This window comes from Pseudoalteromonas luteoviolacea NCIMB 1942 (assembly GCF_001625595.1).
Taxonomy (GTDB): domain Bacteria; phylum Pseudomonadota; class Gammaproteobacteria; order Enterobacterales; family Alteromonadaceae; genus Pseudoalteromonas; species Pseudoalteromonas luteoviolacea_A.
Map to the genome: position 1 here is coordinate 19,102 of NZ_AUXT01000124.1, position 17,661 is coordinate 36,762.

Annotated in this window: 16 protein-coding genes and 1 pseudogene; 10 read left to right on the forward strand and 7 right to left on the reverse strand. The window is 41.1% G+C overall.

The window, feature by feature from the left end; all coding sequences use genetic code 11:
• Positions 1–31 precede the first annotated feature (31 nt).
• Positions 32–2,218 carry a tetratricopeptide repeat protein gene (locus N482_RS06755; protein WP_155730527.1) on the forward strand — a complete coding sequence of 729 codons (2,187 nt, stop codon included), beginning with the start codon at positions 32–34 and terminating at the stop codon, positions 2,216–2,218.
• Here the strand turns inward: N482_RS06755 and N482_RS06760 are convergent.
• Positions 2,202–2,798, reverse strand: a complete 597-nt coding sequence (locus N482_RS06760) for a porin family protein (protein ID WP_063376322.1) — start codon at positions 2,796–2,798, stop codon at positions 2,202–2,204. The genes N482_RS06755 and N482_RS06760 overlap by 17 nt on opposite strands.
• Positions 2,799–2,910: 112 nt before the next feature.
• A complete protein-coding gene (locus tag N482_RS06765; RefSeq protein ID WP_063376323.1) occupies positions 2,911–3,762 on the reverse strand; it encodes a LysR family transcriptional regulator in 852 nt (283 codons plus the stop codon).
• Between the two features lie 99 nt (positions 3,763–3,861).
• Here N482_RS06765 and N482_RS06770 point away from each other — a divergent pair, with 99 nt between their 5' ends.
• On the forward strand, positions 3,862–4,515 hold the full coding sequence (locus tag N482_RS06770) for a glutathione S-transferase family protein (protein ID WP_063376363.1): 654 nt from the start codon (positions 3,862–3,864) through the stop codon (positions 4,513–4,515).
• A gap of 69 nt (positions 4,516–4,584) precedes the next feature.
• Positions 4,585–5,055, forward strand: a complete 471-nt coding sequence (locus N482_RS06775; protein ID WP_063376324.1) for a hypothetical protein — start codon at positions 4,585–4,587, stop codon at positions 5,053–5,055.
• 77 nt (positions 5,056–5,132) lie between these two features.
• Here the strand turns inward: N482_RS06775 and N482_RS06780 are convergent, their stop codons facing one another.
• The 3 genes from N482_RS06780 to N482_RS06790 all read right to left on the reverse strand — a co-directional run bounded on the left by N482_RS06780 (position 5,133) and on the right by N482_RS06790 (position 7,366).
• Positions 5,133–5,501: a hypothetical protein gene (locus N482_RS06780; protein ID WP_063376325.1), complete on the reverse strand. Its 369-nt coding sequence runs from the start codon at positions 5,499–5,501 to the stop codon at positions 5,133–5,135.
• Positions 5,502–5,662: 161 nt separating this feature from the next.
• A complete protein-coding gene (locus tag N482_RS06785; protein WP_063376326.1) occupies positions 5,663–6,430 on the reverse strand; it encodes a YdcF family protein in 768 nt (255 codons plus the stop codon).
• 48 nt (positions 6,431–6,478) lie between these two features.
• Positions 6,479–7,366: a LysR substrate-binding domain-containing protein gene (locus tag N482_RS06790; protein ID WP_063376364.1), complete on the reverse strand. Its 888-nt coding sequence runs from the start codon at positions 7,364–7,366 to the stop codon at positions 6,479–6,481.
• A gap of 283 nt (positions 7,367–7,649) precedes the next feature.
• On the opposite strand from N482_RS06790, the gene N482_RS26075 reads away from it, so the two are divergent.
• The 3 genes and pseudogenes from N482_RS26075 (at position 7,650) to N482_RS24175 (ending at position 8,702) form a co-directional block, all read left to right on the forward strand.
• Positions 7,650–7,772, forward strand: coding sequence for a hypothetical protein (locus N482_RS26075; protein ID WP_155730528.1), 123 nt, complete (start codon positions 7,650–7,652; stop codon positions 7,770–7,772).
• Positions 7,754–8,041, forward strand: coding sequence for a hypothetical protein (locus tag N482_RS25555; RefSeq protein ID WP_419555010.1), 288 nt, complete (start codon positions 7,754–7,756; stop codon positions 8,039–8,041). Before N482_RS26075 ends, N482_RS25555 begins: the two co-directional genes overlap by 19 nt.
• Positions 8,013–8,702 (forward strand): annotated as a pseudogene (locus N482_RS24175) (hypothetical protein). Before N482_RS25555 ends, N482_RS24175 begins: the two are co-directional and overlap by 29 nt.
• Before the next feature lie 31 nt (positions 8,703–8,733).
• On the opposite strand, the gene N482_RS06810 reads toward N482_RS24175, so the two are convergent.
• Entirely contained in the window at positions 8,734–11,115 is a 2,382-nt protein-coding gene (locus tag N482_RS06810) for an EAL domain-containing protein (RefSeq protein ID WP_063376365.1), read from the reverse strand.
• A 330-nt stretch (positions 11,116–11,445) separates the two neighbouring features.
• On the opposite strand from N482_RS06810, the gene pyrC reads away from it, so the two are divergent.
• From pyrC to N482_RS06825, 3 genes are all read left to right on the forward strand, one after another.
• A complete protein-coding gene (gene pyrC / locus N482_RS06815) occupies positions 11,446–12,486 on the forward strand; it encodes a dihydroorotase (protein WP_063376366.1) in 1,041 nt (346 codons plus the stop codon).
• 492 nt (positions 12,487–12,978) lie between these two features.
• On the forward strand, positions 12,979–13,284 hold the full coding sequence (locus N482_RS06820) for an H-NS histone family protein (RefSeq protein WP_063376330.1): 306 nt from the start codon (positions 12,979–12,981) through the stop codon (positions 13,282–13,284).
• Between the two features lie 366 nt (positions 13,285–13,650).
• Positions 13,651–15,390 carry a DEAD/DEAH box helicase gene (locus N482_RS06825; protein WP_063376331.1) on the forward strand — a complete coding sequence of 580 codons (1,740 nt, stop codon included), beginning with the start codon at positions 13,651–13,653 and terminating at the stop codon, positions 15,388–15,390.
• A 45-nt stretch (positions 15,391–15,435) separates the two neighbouring features.
• Here the strand turns inward: N482_RS06825 and N482_RS06830 are convergent, their stop codons facing one another.
• Positions 15,436–15,762 carry a ribonuclease E inhibitor RraB gene (locus tag N482_RS06830; protein ID WP_063376332.1) on the reverse strand — a complete coding sequence of 109 codons (327 nt, stop codon included), beginning with the start codon at positions 15,760–15,762 and terminating at the stop codon, positions 15,436–15,438.
• 169 nt (positions 15,763–15,931) lie between these two features.
• On the opposite strand from N482_RS06830, the gene N482_RS06835 reads away from it, so the two are divergent.
• On the forward strand, positions 15,932–17,656 hold the full coding sequence (locus tag N482_RS06835; protein WP_063376333.1) for an autotransporter assembly complex protein TamA: 1,725 nt from the start codon (positions 15,932–15,934) through the stop codon (positions 17,654–17,656).
• The last annotated feature ends 5 nt before the right edge of the window (positions 17,657–17,661 follow it).

The following is a 17,661-nucleotide window of genomic DNA, read 5'->3' on the forward strand; positions in this document are numbered from 1 at the left end:
TATTTGAGAGTCACTTAGAATTGTGTTGTTTGTGCGCCTTATAGTCCTACTATCATTTATTTTTATCATACCTAGTGTACATAGCGACGGGGGCCAACTGGATAAGTCTTTATCCGATCTAAATATTCTGCTTGAACAAGATCCCAAGCAAGCAATCATTAAAGTGTCTGAGCTCAACCAGCTTTTTATTCATCCTCAACCTAGTTCTCGCCTATGGTTTGAATTAAAGATCATCGAAGCTAAAACCGAAATTAAGCTCGGCCTATATCAAGATGCCAAACAACACCTCTATCAGCTCGAATCTTATTTACCGGTGATGGCGCAGTTTAGTGAAGCGCCTGCGCTGATTAAATTATTACTGGCTCAAATTGAACAGAAACAAAGTAATATTGAGTCAAGTTTTACACTGCTTGAACAGGCTCTCGGCGTGGTGCCCAAGGAGTTAGTTGTTCTGCGCAGTGATATATTACATTCGTTGGCAAGAGGTTTACGTTATAAAGCCCGCTACAGAGAAGCCGAAAGAGTTGTAAAGGATGCGATTTCACTGGTGGAGCCCATCAATGATAAGGCGCGTTTAGGGACCTATTATAATCAACTCGGCGTCATCTATGATTACATGGGGAGCTTACAACTCGCTTTACGCTTTCACGAAAAGTCCCTTAAACTGCAAAGAAGCCTTAAAAATCAACAAGGCCTTTCAAATTCGCTTTATAATATTGGTGAAATTTATCGTGATTTGGAAAAGTATAACAAGGCCTTATTGCACTTTGAACAAGCGCTTGAAGTGGACAAATCTTTAGGCGATCCAATCCATATTGCTAACAGTCACGGAAAATTGAGTCAGGTGTACTTACAGCAGGGCGAAATAGAATTGGCATTGAGCCATAGCCAATCGGGGATTGAATTAACTCGAAGCAGCCGTTCTAACAGTGATCTTGCGTGGCAACTCAGTATATTAGCAAAGATATATGTTGCGCAGGACGCACTTTCTCAGGCTTTGTCGGTCGCACAAGAAGCGCTATCATTGGCTATTTCTGCAAAAGCGAGCCGCACAGAGCGAACGGTAAGGTTGGTAATTATTGAGATTGAACTTGTACAAGGGCATTATGCAAAAGCCTTAGTAGACATAGAACAAGTATTGACATTACCGGGTATAGGCAATTCTTATTTAGCTAAACTGCACCAATACAAAGCACAAGCACAAGAAAAGCTCGGAGAGTTTGAAAGTGCCTTACACAGTTTACAGCAGTTCATTGAGATTAAAGCGATATTGTACCAGGACCTTGATAAGCAGCAGGCGTTAACTTTACGCCAAAACGTCGAGTTTATTCGTCAAGAGCAAGCCCTAAAACTGATCCAAAACGAGCAAGCGTTGCAGCAAGCCTCGCTAGAGAATCTAAAATTACAGCGGGGAATGGGAGTATCTTTGTTATTGTGCTTTATGGCTATCGCTATTTACATTTATAAACGACAACAGCAAAAGCACAAGTATGTTGAATTAGAAGCCGATATGATGGCGCAGTCTTTAACTCAAAAAAATCGTTTATTGGCAGATGTATCCCATGAGTTAAGGACACCTCTGGCGGCTTTAAAGCTGACCGTTGAGGCTATGCAGCACAATATCGAGCCCGATCCCAAAAAAGGTTTTGATAAGATACAGAAGAAGATCAGTCATTTAGACAATCTTATAAAAGATATCTACCAGTCAGCGCAATTTGACAATGATGTGCTGACATTGGACAAGCAGCCCGTTGACGTCAACGTATTGATAGGAGAGATCGTAGAAGAGTTTCAGCCGATGTACGCTACGAAGCAACAGTCATTGTCATTTGAGGCGTGTACGAATAATTCGCTGTGTTTTGTCGACCCAGCTAGAATACGCCAAGTGCTATTCAATTTATTGAGAAATAGTCACTTTTACACCAGCAATGAAGGTCAAACTCATGTGAATTTTGAAAGCAATGAAGAGCACATGAAGGTGACGGTTGAAGATTCGTTCCCTGGTGTCGCAGAACAAGATCTAGAAAAGATATTTGAACGGTTGTATCGCTGTGAGGGATCTCGTAGTCGAGATCATGGTGGTTCAGGGTTAGGTCTCGCTATTTGTAAGCAAATTATTCGAGCCCACGGTGGTAATGTGGGCGCAAGTCACAGCGAGATGGGAGGTGTCTCTATCACGCTGTATATTCCCTTTGAGGAAACTAGAAGCGATAGCTAAGGCCTATACCTAAACTTGATACATCTAGGTCACCCATGTCTAGATATTGATAGCTGACGTTGACAGCCATGCCATTACTCCAGTCATATTGCCAACCTAGTTCAGCAACGAATCCGGTACCATCTTCTTCAACAAGGTTTTGAGTACCTCGATTCAGTTCATAGTCGTAAAAGTTTGCACCCAATTTACCGTACAGTGAGTTACGTTTAGTCAGTTGGTATTGACCTTTTGCCGCAACAATTAGGTTGCCATAGTCCAAGTCATTGGCACCAAGACCAAACAATGTTTTGTTTAGCTGGGTACACGTGAACTTTCTGTTGTTGGTATCTGTGCACTCCCAATCGTCTGAATCCGTACCACCATTTAAGCCGACTTCCACCGCCCAAGTTTTATCAAATTGGTAGTTATAGTAGACGTATAGTTGCCCAACACCGTCACCGTCTTGACTGGAGCTTTTGTAAGATGCTGAGCCACCATAAGCCTGTACACCAACGCGATGTTTGTCATCCTCAATTGAAGCCATGCTCGAAAAAGAAGTAACTGCTGCCAAAGCTAGTGAGAGTAGAGATAAAGTTTTCATTACGCATATTCCATTTGGTTAACTTGGAACTCAGTTTAGAGCGCCTGCCTGTGAGAGTCTGTGTCAGCGTTGTCAGAAAATGTAAGTGTTGGTTAGATTATGCGTGATAGCTTTAGATGAGGTTTATTTCCTGCCGAAAACGCTGTGCGATAAACTGTACTCGCTCATCGGAAATCGCGCATGCTTTTGCATTACTTTTAATGATAACTATTTCAACATTGGGCAAAAAGGGAAGAAGCGGGTCGTTTAAAGCGGGTAAATCGTTTCGACTTAAGTTAGCCATTGCCCCGATTGCTAATCCATTTTTGATAAGCCCCCTGAGTGCACTGGCGCTGCCACTGCTTGCAATGATTTTGAATGCACGTTTCTGTTTTAGCAGGCCCTCAATCGCGGCTTGATGATAGCGACAATCTCGTTTGAACACTGCAATAGACAAAGTGGATCGTGATAAAAGATCGCTATGCTCGGCACCCACCCAAGTACCTTTGTCGTGGCACAGCAAATAACCAGCTTCAGATAGTGGCGTTCGCGACACAACTGCTAAGTCTAAGAGTCCTTGATCCAGTAAATGTTGCAGTTCAGAGCTGGAGGCGCAGGTAATATTGAGTTCTAAATGTTCAATATGTTGGTGTAGGAGCTGCACCAATCGTGGCAGAATGGATTCAGCATAGTCATCAGGGCAGCCTAGGCGCAACACCACCTGCAATGCTGTGCTGGAGAGGTTTGCGATAGCGTGTTCTTGCAGATGGATTATTTGCCTGGCATACCCAGCAAGAACAACACCTTCAGCTGTGAGGTTTAATTGGCGGCCTTCCTTCATAAATAAAGTTTGACCAACATCTTGCTGGAGCTTCTTCATTTGCATACTAATTGCTGACTGTGTTCTGTGCATTTGTGCAGCGGCGCGTGTAAAACTGCCTGTTTCAACAAATGCGATAAAGCTTCTTAATGCATCTAAGTCCATATATCAAAATATCTTATGTGTTGTATTCATATTATACGTTAGTGTTCAGCTATCTAAAGCTCTAGGATAAACATGTTTTTGAAAACGAATGAGCATAATATGAAACTTTATATTGGTAACAAAAACTACTCTTCTTGGTCACTTAGAGCTTGGTTGTTAGTTAAAAAATATACACTAAACTATCATGAAATTAAATTAAACCTAGGGTCGAAGGCATTTTATGAAGGTTTAGATAAGATCAGTCCAACCTTAAAAGTTCCTACACTAAAAGATGGTGATTCAGTAATATGGGAATCTCTAGCGATATGTGAATACATCAATGAAGCTTATCTATCAGGTAAAGCATGGCCCAGTAATACAGCTTTGCGTGCCCAAGCAAGGGCGTTGAGCAGTGAAATGCATAGTGGCTTTAGTGCATTGAGAAATGCGATGCCTATGAATATTAGAGCCAGAAGACAAATTGTAAGAACAGAAGAGGTAAATAGTGATATTCGCCGGGTCGAGCAAATATTTTCTGAGCAGCACAATCGGTTTGGATCGCAAGGCGGGTGGTTGTTTGGGGAGTGGTCAATTGCAGATGCGATGTTTGCACCCGTTGTACTGAGATTTCAAACTTACGGAGTGAAGTTGAATGGGGAAGCCAACGCTTATATTGAACATGCACTGCAATGCCCAATATTGCAGCTATGGTGTTCTCAGGCGTTAAATGAACAAGAAATGGTTGATTGTAATGAAGTGGGGACCCCTACTTAGCGGGTGACTTCACAATTACATCGTATTTTATTGGTACTCTTCACCCGTTGATATTGATAGGGGTGATGTATGAAAGTTGTTGTAGTGACTGATAAAAATCGAGCGGTATACAACAATCTGGCTCAGGCTTATGAAGCAGAGTTTTCAAGGTTAACAGCTAAGAAGCCGCTCGCAAACGGGGTATTCGAGTTAGATACAAATCTTGATGATGCACAAGTAACAGGTTTTATATGTTACAAGTCGGGTACCCCGGCAGGTATTGCAGCTGTCTATTCTGAAGCGCTCCACGACAATGAAATTGCTGAGTTTTACATTGTGCCTTTTTTCAGAAAAGCGGAATTAGGGACTCAGTTTGCACATATGCTTTGGCAGCAAAGACCTGGCTTATGGACAATAAAGCAAATTGCAGGGGCCCAATATGCGACACGTTTTTGGTTAAGTGCCATTAAGTATTTACCTGGCGAAAACTTGATAGAAGATCAGTATGAGGATGAGTACTGGGGGAAAGTGACAAGACAGCGGTTTGTTAGTACCGAATAGATATTATTTGAGAGATCAAAAGGGCTTGCATGTGAGGGTGCCGATGAGATTATACGGCACCACACAAAGTCGGGTGTTTAAACAACACCACGAGGAAGACGACAATCGTGGTCTTTCTCAGCAAGCTCTACAATCCAAGCTTCTTCAGCTGTATAGCCATCTTCATTTGCTTGTACAACTTTGAAGGCTGCAACTTTACTGCTTTTTACTGGCGCTGCTTTCTTAGCAGGTGCTTTTTTTGCAGGTTTTTCTTCAGTTGTGCTAACACCAGCGTTACCTGAAGTTAGTTCTTCGGTTAATGCTGCAACATCAGCAAGGCGTATGTTTTTACCGCCGTCAATGCTGTACCAGCCTGGTTTAATTGTAATTTCAGGCTTTTTGCCATTTACCGCTTCATAAGCTGCTTCAAATGCGCTTAGAACTTCAGTCTTATCAAGTTTACTCATCGTAGATCCCAGTCGTTTTGTACGTGGATACGCAGGTTAAGGATAAACGACATTTATACCTATTTTTGAACAATTTTTCAATTTTTTGCGATTTTAAGCACAGTTCTTTGGTTTGTTAGATGTAACTTTGTGCAATTCAAGCGCTTTTTTTGTACAACTCACTAAACTGAGCCACTATCCAATGTTCGCCTTAACTGTATCCACTGTATGCCAAGCCACTCATGGGCATATCGGTTTACGGATAACAGCACTGAACTCGAAGCAATATAGCGTTTAATCACGGGGGTAGAGCTGTAATTATAGAACTCAACTGGCGAAGCTATGGTGTCTATCCCTTGTGCAGAAAATAGGTCTTGAGCACGTTTCATATGGCTCGCCGATGTGACCAGCACTACTTTACTGTCCACCAGCACAGGCGCTAAATGTTTCGCTTCAGATTCGGTGTCATGGGCGTTTGGATTGAGTTGAATACGCAGAGCTGGCAACCCTAAAGATTGAGCCGTTTGTGACAACAAATGACTGGAAGTTGGACTTCCTTTATAGCCTGCGCCAGAAACAATAAGCTGAGCATTAGGATAAATGTTAGCTAGGCGAAGGCCTTCAACCAGCCTAACTAAACTAGAGTTGGAAAGTTGCAAATTGGCATGGAGATTGGCGTTTGGTGACAAACCACCACCGAGAACGACAATAAAATCTATTTGCTTATGGCGAGTCTGAGAGAACAATGTTTGTGCTCGCTCTTTGGGTGTGATGAGATGATCCGCAAATTGAGGGGTACTGATCACCCACAGTGTTACTACACTCAACACGCACAAGTAGTAGCTTTTGTTGTTTTTTTTACTGATAAATAACAGTAACAGAAAAATCAGTATGAGTGTGATTGGTAGTGGCATAAGCAAGCCACCAATGATTTTTTTTAATTCAAACATAATAAGCTCTAACTTTCCTAGTTAGAGCTATATTAACCGTTGTGGCTTTTATCTGCTAATGGATTGCTTGCAGGTATTTAAAAAGTGGCGATAAACAGGGTTGTCTTTCATACTCTTTTTCATTGCTAAGTACATAGGACGGCTCAATCCCAGTGCACCTAAAGGAATAGACTTAATTAAGCCTTGACTCTCATATGGAGTTACAAGCCAATCAGGTAAGGCGGCAACGCCCATTCCAGCACTCACTAATTGAAATATAAGTAGCCCTTGATCAACTGATTTTAACGTACCATCAAAACGTGCATTTTGAATAAAGTGCTTGAAAATATCCTGTCTTTCTTTTGGTATTGGATAAGAAATGATGGTCTCATCTTTTAAATCAAGCGCGGTGACATAAGCTTTTTTAGCCAATTCATGATCCGGTGCCACTATCAACTTCAGTTTAAAGTCAAATACGTGGGCATATTCTAGTTGTTCTGGCTCTCTGATATCTGAAGTCAGTACAATATCTAATTCGTCATTGAGCAGTTCTGGTATTGCGTCATAACTAAAGCCCTGCTCGTAATCCACCTTAATATCTGGCCAAAAGTTATTGAACTCCTTTATTGTCGGTAGCAACCAATGAAAACAAGCATGACATTCAACGCTCAGTTTGAGTTGTGAGATTGGTTGATTCAAGCTTTCTTTCAAACGGCACTTGGTTGCTTCAACTTTAGGCAACACTTCACTGGCAAGCTCTAGTAATAACATCCCTTGAGGTGTAAAGCGTACAGGCTGCGTTTTGCGCTCAAATAATTGACAATCTAACTTGTTTTCAAGATCTTTAATTTGATGAGACAAAGCAGACTGAGTTAAAAATAACTCACGTGCGGTGTTCACCAGTGATCCAGTATCTTTCAGGGTAGCAATGGTTTTTAAGTGCTTTATGTCTATCATCATTAATAAATCTCATTTTTAATGTGAGTAAAACTCAGGTTACATCCATATTACGCTGTACAGGCTGGCGATTCAACGTCTAGACGTCTACAAATCCATCAGCGATTGCTCAAAATTTCACTAAATCACTATAACACTATTTTTGACAGCGTTGTCATTATTTATTTTTACTTTTTTCAAAAAAAATACAATTTAATTTTGCTCAAGTTGGATTTGAGAATCGATCAATTGAGAAAATTCTACTCAAAGCTTGGTTTTGTAGACATCTAAACGTCCAAGTTGGTTGAGGGAAGAGATTTATCATGGCAACTATTCACAATTAGGTTTTCCACGTGTGGGCAAAAAACGGGAATTAAAGTTTGCGCTAGAGCGTTACTGGCGGGTGATATCACACAGCACGCGCTAATTGAGCAAGGGAAAATAATCAGGGCCAAAAATTGGGCTATGCAAGCAGAGGGCGGTATTGAATTCATTCCTGTGGGTGACTTTGCATGGTATGACCATATATTAAACATATCCATGTTAGTGGGAGCGATCCTAAGTCGTCATCACCATAAAGGTGAGGAGATAGGCTTGGATACGCTTTTTCGTATCGGCCGAGGCCAGCTCCGAGTGGATGTGTTGGTGCATGGAGAGGCGGAACGCAATGACATGTTCGAGTACTTTGGTGACTAGCTTCAAGGTTTTGCGTTCACGCAGTATGGCTGGGTGCAAAGTTATGCTGATAGGATCGGTGACAATTCTATGTTGGTCATTTATACGTGAGGATATAGATAAACCCACCTTAGCTAACCAAATCGCTTTGGCGCTTCGTGATGAAGTTATCGATCTTGAAAATGCAGGTATCAAGAACATACAAATTGATGAGCCCGCGTTTTGAGAGGGCATACCGTTAAAGACATCTCACTGGAAGGCATACTTAAATTGGGCTACCTATACATTTCGAATTTCGGCAAGTGGTGTGAAAGATGAAACTCAGATCCATACCCATATGTGTTATTGAGACTTCAATGATATCATATCAGCCATTGCTGATATGGATGCGGATGTGATTACGATAGAAACTTCCGGCTCAAATATGGCGCTGCTGGATGCGTTTGAGAACTTTGAGTATCCAAACGACATTGGCCCCGATGTTTATGATATTCACACCCCAAATGTGCCTGAAATTACATGGATAAAAGAGCTCATTCACAAAGCTGCAAGGAAAATTCCTGTACAGCGGTTATGGGTGAATCCTGATTGTGGTTTAAAAACTCGGGCTTGGAAAGAAACACGTGAAGCGCTTGCCAACATGGTTGAGGCGACTAAAGAGCTACGTACGGATCTCAAATAAAAAAGCAGAAAGAGGCTTTCTGCTCTCTACATTAAGTGCTTATATGTGCATCTTGTGAATTTTGCGCGACCAAAAATGACATTGCTTGTATGCTGGGCATAGGCTTGGATACGAGATAGCCCTGCCCCAATTGACACCCTTTTCGCTTAAGCAGAGCCCATTGTTTAGGGGTTTCAATGCCTTCAGCAACTACCTCTAGTTGTAATGATTTTGCTAAAGATAAAATAGCATCAATTAAGGGAGTATCTTTAGTTGTAAGCTGGTCGACAAAGCTCTTATCTATTTTTAACACGTGAATAGGCAATTGGTGTAAATAACCTAGTGCTGAGTATCCGGTACCAAAATCATCCAAATAAAGTTCTACACCTAACGGGGTTATTCCCTCAATAATTTTTGTTGCAAGGCCCAAATTTTCGATTAGCCCAGACTCTGTGATTTCGAGGCATAAGCTGCCTTTTTGTAAGTCGTATTTCTCATATAAAGCGCGAATATGATCGATAAATTCGAGGCTGGCAAAATGTCTAGATGACACATTAACTGTCACTTTTACGCTGGGAAGAGTTTGTTGCTGCCAGATTGAGAGCTGCTTAGCTGCCAGCTCCAAGATGTGTAAATCTAACTCTATAATTTGGCCCGTGTTCTCGGCAATAGGAATAAACTGATCTGGCGCTACTAGTCCATTTTTCGGGTGGTGCCAACGAACAAGAGACTCGAAGCTCACTACTTTTGGTGCATTGAGTGTAAAAATGGGTTGAAAGAACAGCTCAAATTCACCATTTTGAATACCGTGTTGAAGGTCATTTTCAATGTCCGCTTGGTGTTTCAACTTACTACGCATGGCATTGTTAAAATACCTGATCTGACTTCTTCCAGCAGACTTTGCTTCATACATAGCCGCATCGGCTTGTTGTAGTAATGTAATCGCGTTGTCAGAGTCTCGTTCAGTAAAAGCAACACCGATACTGCTAGAGGCTTGGAGAATATGAGTATCAATAATGAATGGTTTTGCTATGGCTTCGGTGATGCGATTGAGCGCCTGCGCAACCTCTACTTCACTACTTATATTCTCCATAAATATGGCGAATTCATCGCCACCAAGGCGCGCAAAAGTGTCTGTCTTGCGAATGCAAGTTTGTATAGCCTCTACGATGGCAATAAGGAATTTGTCACCAACTTCATGGCCCAAAGAGTCATTAATACTCTTAAACCTATCAAGATCTAAATATATTAGACAGTGTAATTTGATTGTTTGGCTTCTTCCTAAAGACAAAATAGCGTGTTTCATTCGCTCAATTAGCAGGTATCGGTTGGCGAGGCCTGTTAATTCGTCATGCAAGGCACGATGTTCCAATGCCTGTTTAGCCAGTCGACGGTCTATGGCCATGCTGATTTGGCGGCTAATATAGGTCAAAATAGAGTAGTGTTGGCTACTAAAGGTGTCTTCTTCTTCATAGCTCTGTAATACGATGACACCCTGATATTGATCATTCACGACAAATGGCACACCAAGCCAGGCGTGAGGGGAGCGTCCCACCATATTGAAATCACCCTTGTCAATATGGCTTTGAAACTGTTCTCGATTACATAGTAAAGCGGACTGAGTACGGATCACATAGTAGGAAGCCGTTTGCTTCAATTGAGATTTCGATACTTTTTGTTGTGCAGGGCATTTGGTGCCTCCCTCAATCAAGTACTCGATTTCTAGCATGTCCTGCTTGGTATCATATATTCCGATAAAAAAGTTCTCGGCGGGCAACAGCGTATAGATTATCTGGTACAGCTCATCATAGAAAGTGTCTAATTCTCGGGAGTGATAAGTGATGTTGGCAATTTTCAGTATACATTTTTCAATCAGTTGTGCATCGTTGAGCTGAGACACTGTCGCGGTTAGATGATCAACGGTCCTCACTTGATGAATTTTGGCGCTAAGTAAGTGGGCAACCGTTGACAGTATCTGTAAATGGTTCGCACTAAAGTAATCTTTTTCTGGATGCTCGCAATCTATGACACCAATTAGGTGCTCTTTATACACTAAAGGCACGCATAACTCAGACAGTGCAGGTCGAGAGTCCGCTATATACATGGGCTCTTGAGACACATCACCAGAAAGAAAAGGTTTCTTGGTTCGTGCTACATGCCCTGTGATCCCAGCTTCTATCGGGATTTTTTGTTGTAGGACTTCGTAACGTTCAGTGTCTTGAGCAACCCCCATATAGGCAACGGCTTCAAGTAGGTTTTGGTTTGGATCTGTAAGGTATATCACACAGTCTACAAACCCCAAACGTTTCACAACTTGCGAGGTGACATAGTCAAACAGCTCGTCTAAGTGGGTGATTTGCAATAGTGAGGATGAAAACTGATTAATAATGCTTAACTGTTCGGTTTTTGATTCTAGTTTTTTTTCAGACAGCATAGGCATGACTCGGTTGCACAATAGATATACGTTATCCTAAATAGAGTGATAATCTCAAATATTGTCGAAAATTAACTTTCATCAAACTGTAAAAAAAATAGCACAAGACATAAGAGGGTTTTGCAACAATCAAGCTTTGAAATTAGGCGTGAGGGAGAGGTTGCCCAATTAAAAATAAATTAGATGCTTTTACCATGCGACTTAACTTAAAGTTGTTCAACATTGTCAAGCGGCTCAAGGCCTCCATTAGATATATAAAATAACCCGAATTACTTTACTATCAGCTTTGCAGGGCCTATGATCGGGCAAATTCAGCAGTGGAAAATAGCAATGACAAGTAATCAGACCCTTACTATTACTCGACCAGATGATTGGCACGTTCATTTGAGAGATGGTGATGTTCTAAAAGACACCGTTCGTGATATTAGTCGATACATGAGACGCGCGATCATAATGCCAAACCTTGTACCCCCAGCTACTTGTACGGACACTGCGCTTGCGTATCGAGACCGAATTAAGGCGGCAGGGCCTAAACCGGGTTTCGAACCGTTGATGGTTTTATATCTTACTGATAACACGTCAGCTGAGGAAATTAGAAAAGCAAAAGCCAGTGGTCATATATTTGCTGCCAAACTTTATCCGGCAGGTGCTACGACTAATTCTGACTCAGGCGTAACTGACATTGAAAATGTATACCCTGCGTTAGAAGCGATGCAAGAAGTGGGTATGCTATTACTTATTCACGGTGAAGTAACAGACTCATCAATTGATATTTTTGATAGAGAAAAAGTCTTTATTGAAACTAAGCTAGCCAAGATTGTAGATGCGTTCCCTAAGTTAAAGATTGTTCTGGAACATATCACAACTAAAGATGCGGTTGAGTTTGTCCAATCTGCGCCAGATAATGTTGCTGCAACAATTACTGCACACCACTTGTTATATAACCGAAATCATATGCTAGCTGGTGGCATTAGGCCACATTATTACTGCTTACCTATATTAAAGCGTAATATTCACCAGCAAGCGTTGATAGATGCTGCAACAAGTGGCAGTAAAAAATTCTTCTTGGGAACAGATTCAGCCCCCCATGCGAAAGACAAAAAAGAAGCTGCTTGTGGCTGTGCTGGTGCGTACACTGCCCATGCTGCAATTGAGCTTTATGCTGAAGCATTTGAAGATGCAGGGGCATTGGACAAATTAGAAGGCTTTGCGAGTTTCTTTGGTCCTGATTTCTACGGGTTACCGAGAAATTCAGACACCATCACATTACAAAGAAGTGCATGGCAAGTTCCAGAATCATATCCTCTTGGTGATACTAATGTGGTACCAATTAAGGCTGGTGCGACTATCGATTGGCAAGTAGCGGACTAACCATCTCTATAAGTGTATGGGCCAGAGATTTTACACCCATACACTTAATTAAACATATTTCTACCCTTTTTCTTCCTATATCTACTTGTCATGTTCATTGTCCTTAAGAGGATAAAATGGCCTAACATAAGCTGCTTTTAATCATTGAGCTGGTCAAATTTTTTGTCAAAGCTCACACTATGCCACTCAGTCTCAAGTTCAAGTAGCTTCTTAAATATCAAGATTTAATCAATTTCAGGTGGATTTTTGATTGCATATTGCTAAAAAATCCCCTTAATAAACATGTGTTTATTTATGTTTTCTGGGGCTTTTTATTATTGATATTAATACGATATAAGTAAATAGTTAATCTGTACCCGTTTTAAATAAAATTAAAAGTCTGCAAAATAATGGCTATTAATTTGAAATTATATAAATATAATATACTCTCAGTATTAGAACTGTTTAATACTTCAATGAAATTTGTAATCAACATTTTGTGAGAGAAATCTAATGCGTGAAATAAAGTCTTTTATTAAAACTGCTAGCTTCAATGATCTAACTAAAGCTCATGAGCTACTACAAGAAGCAATTGCTCAGCAACAAGAGCAAGAACAGGCAAAAGTAGAAGTGCTAGCTTTGATTAAAGAAAAGGGATTAACGCTAGATGACTTAGTTGGTTCTGGTGCTACGGACAAGCGCAGCAAAGTCAGTCCAAAATATCGAATTGAGATCGATGGTAAAGTACATGAGTGGACAGGCCGTGGTAAAACACCTAAGGCATTCGCAAATGTAAATTTAGATGATTATACGATATAAATATAAAATATTTTAAATCGTAATCTAAAGTGAAAGGAACTATTCGGTTGACATGGTGAGGTACAATTAATGCCTCGCCTGTTTTTAAAATCACTACAAGCCTTGTCTATTCTCAAGTTTTCTTCACTTAATTAACGTTGCCTTTATAAGTTTTATTTAATTTTAAAGTGGCATCAGTTATCAATTACACTTAATTAAATTAGAAAAAATCAATTGATTTTTTAATTTCTCTTGCCACTTTAAATTTAACATTTGTTTTGTAATACAGCGCAATACTTACCGCTGAAAAGCTTTGTAGTACGGAGGATGTGCAAAGTGTTATACTTTGTGCCTGTCGAAAATGTAGCTTAGATTAAGAGGTTTGCTATATATACGCTCAGACCTTATCAACAAGAAGCTGTTGCAAACACGGTTGCTCACTTTAAAAAAACCAGTAGCCCAGCAGTCATCGTATTACCCACGGGGGCGGGAAAAAGCTTAGTTATTGCTGAACTTGCGCGTATTGCACGACGTAAAATTTTGGTTTTAACTCATGTCAAAGAGCTGGTAGAACAAAATGCCCAAAAGTATGAAAGCTATGGGCTCACTGCGAGTGTGTTTTCTGCTGGGCTAAATAAAAAAGAGTTAGATCAGCAAGTCACTTTCGCTTCAGTCCAGTCGTTAGCGCGCAATTTAGACAAGCTAAATACTTTTTACTCACTGGTTATTATTGATGAATGCCATCGCGTTAGTACTGTGGAAGACAGCCAGTATATGCAGGTAATTTCCTGTCTTAAAAAGTTTAATCCAAAACTCATGTTGCTAGGCTTGACTGCAACCCCTTATCGACTCGGACATGGCTGGATTTACCGTGAACATTACCATGGCTTTATTCGAGGAGAGGAGGGGAGCCCATTTGCAAAGTGTATTTATGAATTGCCGTTGCGCTATATGATCAGCAATCAGTATTTAACGCCACCTAATAAAATGGATCCAGCAATTGAACATTATGACTTCTCGTCTTTAGCTTCTGATAGCTTAGGTCGCTACAGTGAAAGCGACATGAATAGCCTACTAAATAGCCACACCCGTGCGACTAAAAGCATAGTCGAACATATATTGATACAGGCAAAATCAAGGCGAGGGGTAATGATATTTGCAGCAACTGTGATGCATGCAAAAGAAATTGTAAGTTATTTACCTGTAAACGAAACCGAATTGGTTATCGGTGACACGGAAAATAAGCAACGTGATAATATTATTACTCGGTTTAAAAACAAAGAAATTAAATTTCTAGTCAATGTATCTGTACTTACGACTGGTTTCGATGCACCTCATGTCGATTTTATCGCCATATTAAGGCCAACAGAGTCTGTTAGCTTGTATCAACAAATTGTTGGTCGAGGCCTACGTTTGGATGAGGGTAAAGATGACTGTCTTATTATTGATTATGCGGGCAATGACTTTGACTTATTTCATCCAGAGGTAGGCGCTAAAAAGCCCAACTCTGATAGTGAACCTGTACAAGTTTTATGTCCTGGATGTGGGTTTGCTAATACGTTTTGGGGCCAACTAGACGAGCGTGGGAAGGTGGTTGAGCATTATGGCAGGCGTTGTCAGGGAATATTGGAAGATGAAGTGGATGGCGAATCAATGCAATGTGACTTCCGCTTTAAATTTAAAGAGTGTAACTATTGCGGTGCAGAAAATGACATTGCGGCTCGTCAATGCCACAGCTGCGGTGAGGTCATGGCTGACCCTGATGACAAGCTGAGAGATGCCTTAAACTTAAAAAGTGCATTGGTGCTGAGGTGCTGTGGGATGACAGCTGAAGTCATAAAACCTCAAGTGCTTAAAGTCACGTATTTCGATGAGGACGGTGCTGATGTCAGTGAGGTTTACGACTTCACCAACAAAGGCAGTCGTTATTATTTCCATCGCAATTTTGCTAAGCGATTAAAAAATGGCAGCGCCGTTGGAGAGTGGAAAAATGCCGAAGAGGTAAACATCACGCTCTTGTCTCCCCCTGACTTTGTGATTGCGAAACAACACAAAAAGTATGGGTGGCAAATTAGTGACAAGATATTTGATTATGATGGAGGGTATCGGGTTGCGGACAAAAGTTAGGGAGTACGGATCTAAGCGGTGTACGTTTATATCCGTAATACAGTTTTACTCGGCCATTAGCCCCCAACCATCACCATAGCCTTCTAGGCCATTGGAGATAGACTCTAGGTACTGCTCTGTTTGGCTAAGTAACTCGTGTTCAGGCACCATAGTGACAGTGGTTAACACTTCCCATACACCAGTATCTGGGCATTTCCCCAATTTGGTTTGAGGTGCTAACTCGTCTTTGCTTATAGTGTCAATAAAACGTTCTGCGTTGTCTTTTTGTTCGAACAGGATATAAAAATCAATTTTTTGCATTTGCGTAAGATCGACACCCGCAGCAGCGATTTCAGATAACAGCTGACCATTGTCATCATTTGGAAATTGCATATCATTACTCAATTAATAGAATTGCCTATATTGTCCGTTATCCAAGATAAAATAAAAAGCATCACTGTAAAGTTTTTGTCGTTAAATACGCATGCGGTGTGTTAATTTTACTCACATCCAACGCAATACGCTGCAAAATAACAATTAAGCGAAATCAAAGAGTCCATTAGTGCCACAAAAAATCATCTATTTTATCGTATTGTTAAGCTTATGCTTGCAACCTGCATTGGCAAACACAGAACAGTTAATTGACGAAATTAACGTCGAGTCAAAAGTTGATACAGTGACAGAGAATGTCACTCAATATCTTTCAAAATATCAAGGTGTAGCGTTCACACATAGCCGCAAAAAAGCGATCGAAAAAGACATTCGTTCAGCATTACAGGCTGTGGGGTTTTACAATTATTCCAGTGTGATTGAATTTGAAGCAGACAAAAATGCACTGAATGTTGCACTTGATCTCAAAACGCCCATCTTGTGGCAAAAAATAGAAGTTCGAATTGTGGGAGTTGGACAAGGTGACGTTAATCTACAGCAAGTTATCGAATCTACTCCTTTGAGGGTTAATACTGTAGTGCGTCATGACACCTACAGTGCAGCAAAAGCACAGCTTGAGAGTGCACTGCTAGAGCGCGGGTACTTTGATTACACATGGCAGCAGCGCCAGTTGGAAGTAAATCCGCAGCAAGACTGGGCTCAAGCTGTACTTGTAGTTGACTCAGGAGCGCGTTACCGATTTGGTGAGCTGATGTTTATTGGTCAATCAAAAGCCCAGCGATTTATAAAAGAACTTGCCCCGTTTACCGTGAACACGCCTTATCAAGCAAAACAGCTAAGTGAATATAGTCTAGCGCTAAGTGAAACACCCTATTTTGCGAGTGTAAAAGTATATCCGCTGTTAAAGTTTCGCAAATCATTTGAGGTACCTATTCGTGTGGAGGTTTCAGACAAACCAGAGAATAGTTTTGAGGTCGGCGGTGGTTACAGTACTGATCTAGGTGCAAAGTTTCGAGGAAAATGGAGCAAACCTTGGGTAAGTGATGGTGGGCACTCCTTTGTGTCAGATCTAAACTTATCGCAACGTCAGCAAGATGTTACCGCGGCCTATACCATACCTATAAGTGACCCCAATTCAGATGTTTATCGCGTATTAGGCGGCTATCAATTACAAGATGATCTGACCGAAGGGATAAAAAGCTCCTCTTGGAATATTCAGTTGCAAAGGCAATGGTTACTAAAAAGCAATTGGGTCAGAACCGCATTTCTTAAGCGTGAGCACGAAAAAAGTGAGCAAGTAGGCCTTAATCTGGATACCGAAATGTTGATCCCAGGTATCAGTTACGCAAAAAAGCAAAGCCGTGGTGGTATGACTCCCTATTGGGGGAGTGAACAGTTAATTACACTAGAAGCTGCGCATGCGAGTGTCATTTCATCAACGTCGCTGTTTAAAATTCATTGGAAGCAAGCTTGGTTACGGCAATATCAGCAGCGTCATATGGTGCTGTTACGTGCCGAGCTCGGCGCGATGGCTGTGAGTGATTTTGATAAAACCCCATTGAATTTGCGCTTTTTCGCTGGTGGAGATCAAAGTGTAAGAGGGTTTGCATTTCAGTCTATCTCCCCAAGAGGGGAGCTGGGCCAATTAACTGGCGGCAAGTATTTAGTCACGGCTAGTTCTGAGTACAATTATCAATTTTTGCCAAATTGGCGTGCTGCACTATTTGTGGATGTGGGCACTGCAACTAATGATTTTAGTGAAAAGTGGGCACTTGGTGCGGGCTTTGGATTTCGCTATTTGACACCCGTTGGGCCTATTAGGGTTGATCATGCATGGGGGTTAAGTAAGCCCAGTCATAGTACGCGTTTAAGTATTGTTATAGGGCCAGAAATATAATGGCA

What these genes read in the sequence shown, in the direction of transcription:
- N482_RS06760 (WP_063376322.1), bottom strand. Translation starts at nt 2,798, where the DNA reads ATGAAAACTTTATCTCTACTCTCACTAGCTTTGGCAGCAGTTACTTCT.
- N482_RS06765 (WP_063376323.1), bottom strand. Translation starts at nt 3,762, where the DNA reads ATGGACTTAGATGCATTAAGAAGCTTTATCGCATTTGTTGAAACAGGC.
- N482_RS06770 (WP_063376363.1), top strand. Translation starts at nt 3,862, where the DNA reads ATGAAACTTTATATTGGTAACAAAAACTACTCTTCTTGGTCACTTAGA.
- N482_RS06775 (WP_063376324.1), top strand. Translation starts at nt 4,585, where the DNA reads ATGAAAGTTGTTGTAGTGACTGATAAAAATCGAGCGGTATACAACAAT.
- N482_RS06780 (WP_063376325.1), bottom strand. Translation starts at nt 5,501, where the DNA reads ATGAGTAAACTTGATAAGACTGAAGTTCTAAGCGCATTTGAAGCAGCT.
- N482_RS06785 (WP_063376326.1), bottom strand. Translation starts at nt 6,430, where the DNA reads ATGTTTGAATTAAAAAAAATCATTGGTGGCTTGCTTATGCCACTACCA.
- N482_RS06790 (WP_063376364.1), bottom strand. Translation starts at nt 7,366, where the DNA reads ATGATAGACATAAAGCACTTAAAAACCATTGCTACCCTGAAAGATACT.
- N482_RS06810 (WP_063376365.1), bottom strand. Translation starts at nt 11,115, where the DNA reads ATGCTGTCTGAAAAAAAACTAGAATCAAAAACCGAACAGTTAAGCATT.
- pyrC (WP_063376366.1), top strand. Translation starts at nt 11,446, where the DNA reads ATGACAAGTAATCAGACCCTTACTATTACTCGACCAGATGATTGGCAC.
- N482_RS06820 (WP_063376330.1), top strand. Translation starts at nt 12,979, where the DNA reads ATGCGTGAAATAAAGTCTTTTATTAAAACTGCTAGCTTCAATGATCTA.
- N482_RS06830 (WP_063376332.1), bottom strand. Translation starts at nt 15,762, where the DNA reads ATGCAATTTCCAAATGATGACAATGGTCAGCTGTTATCTGAAATCGCT.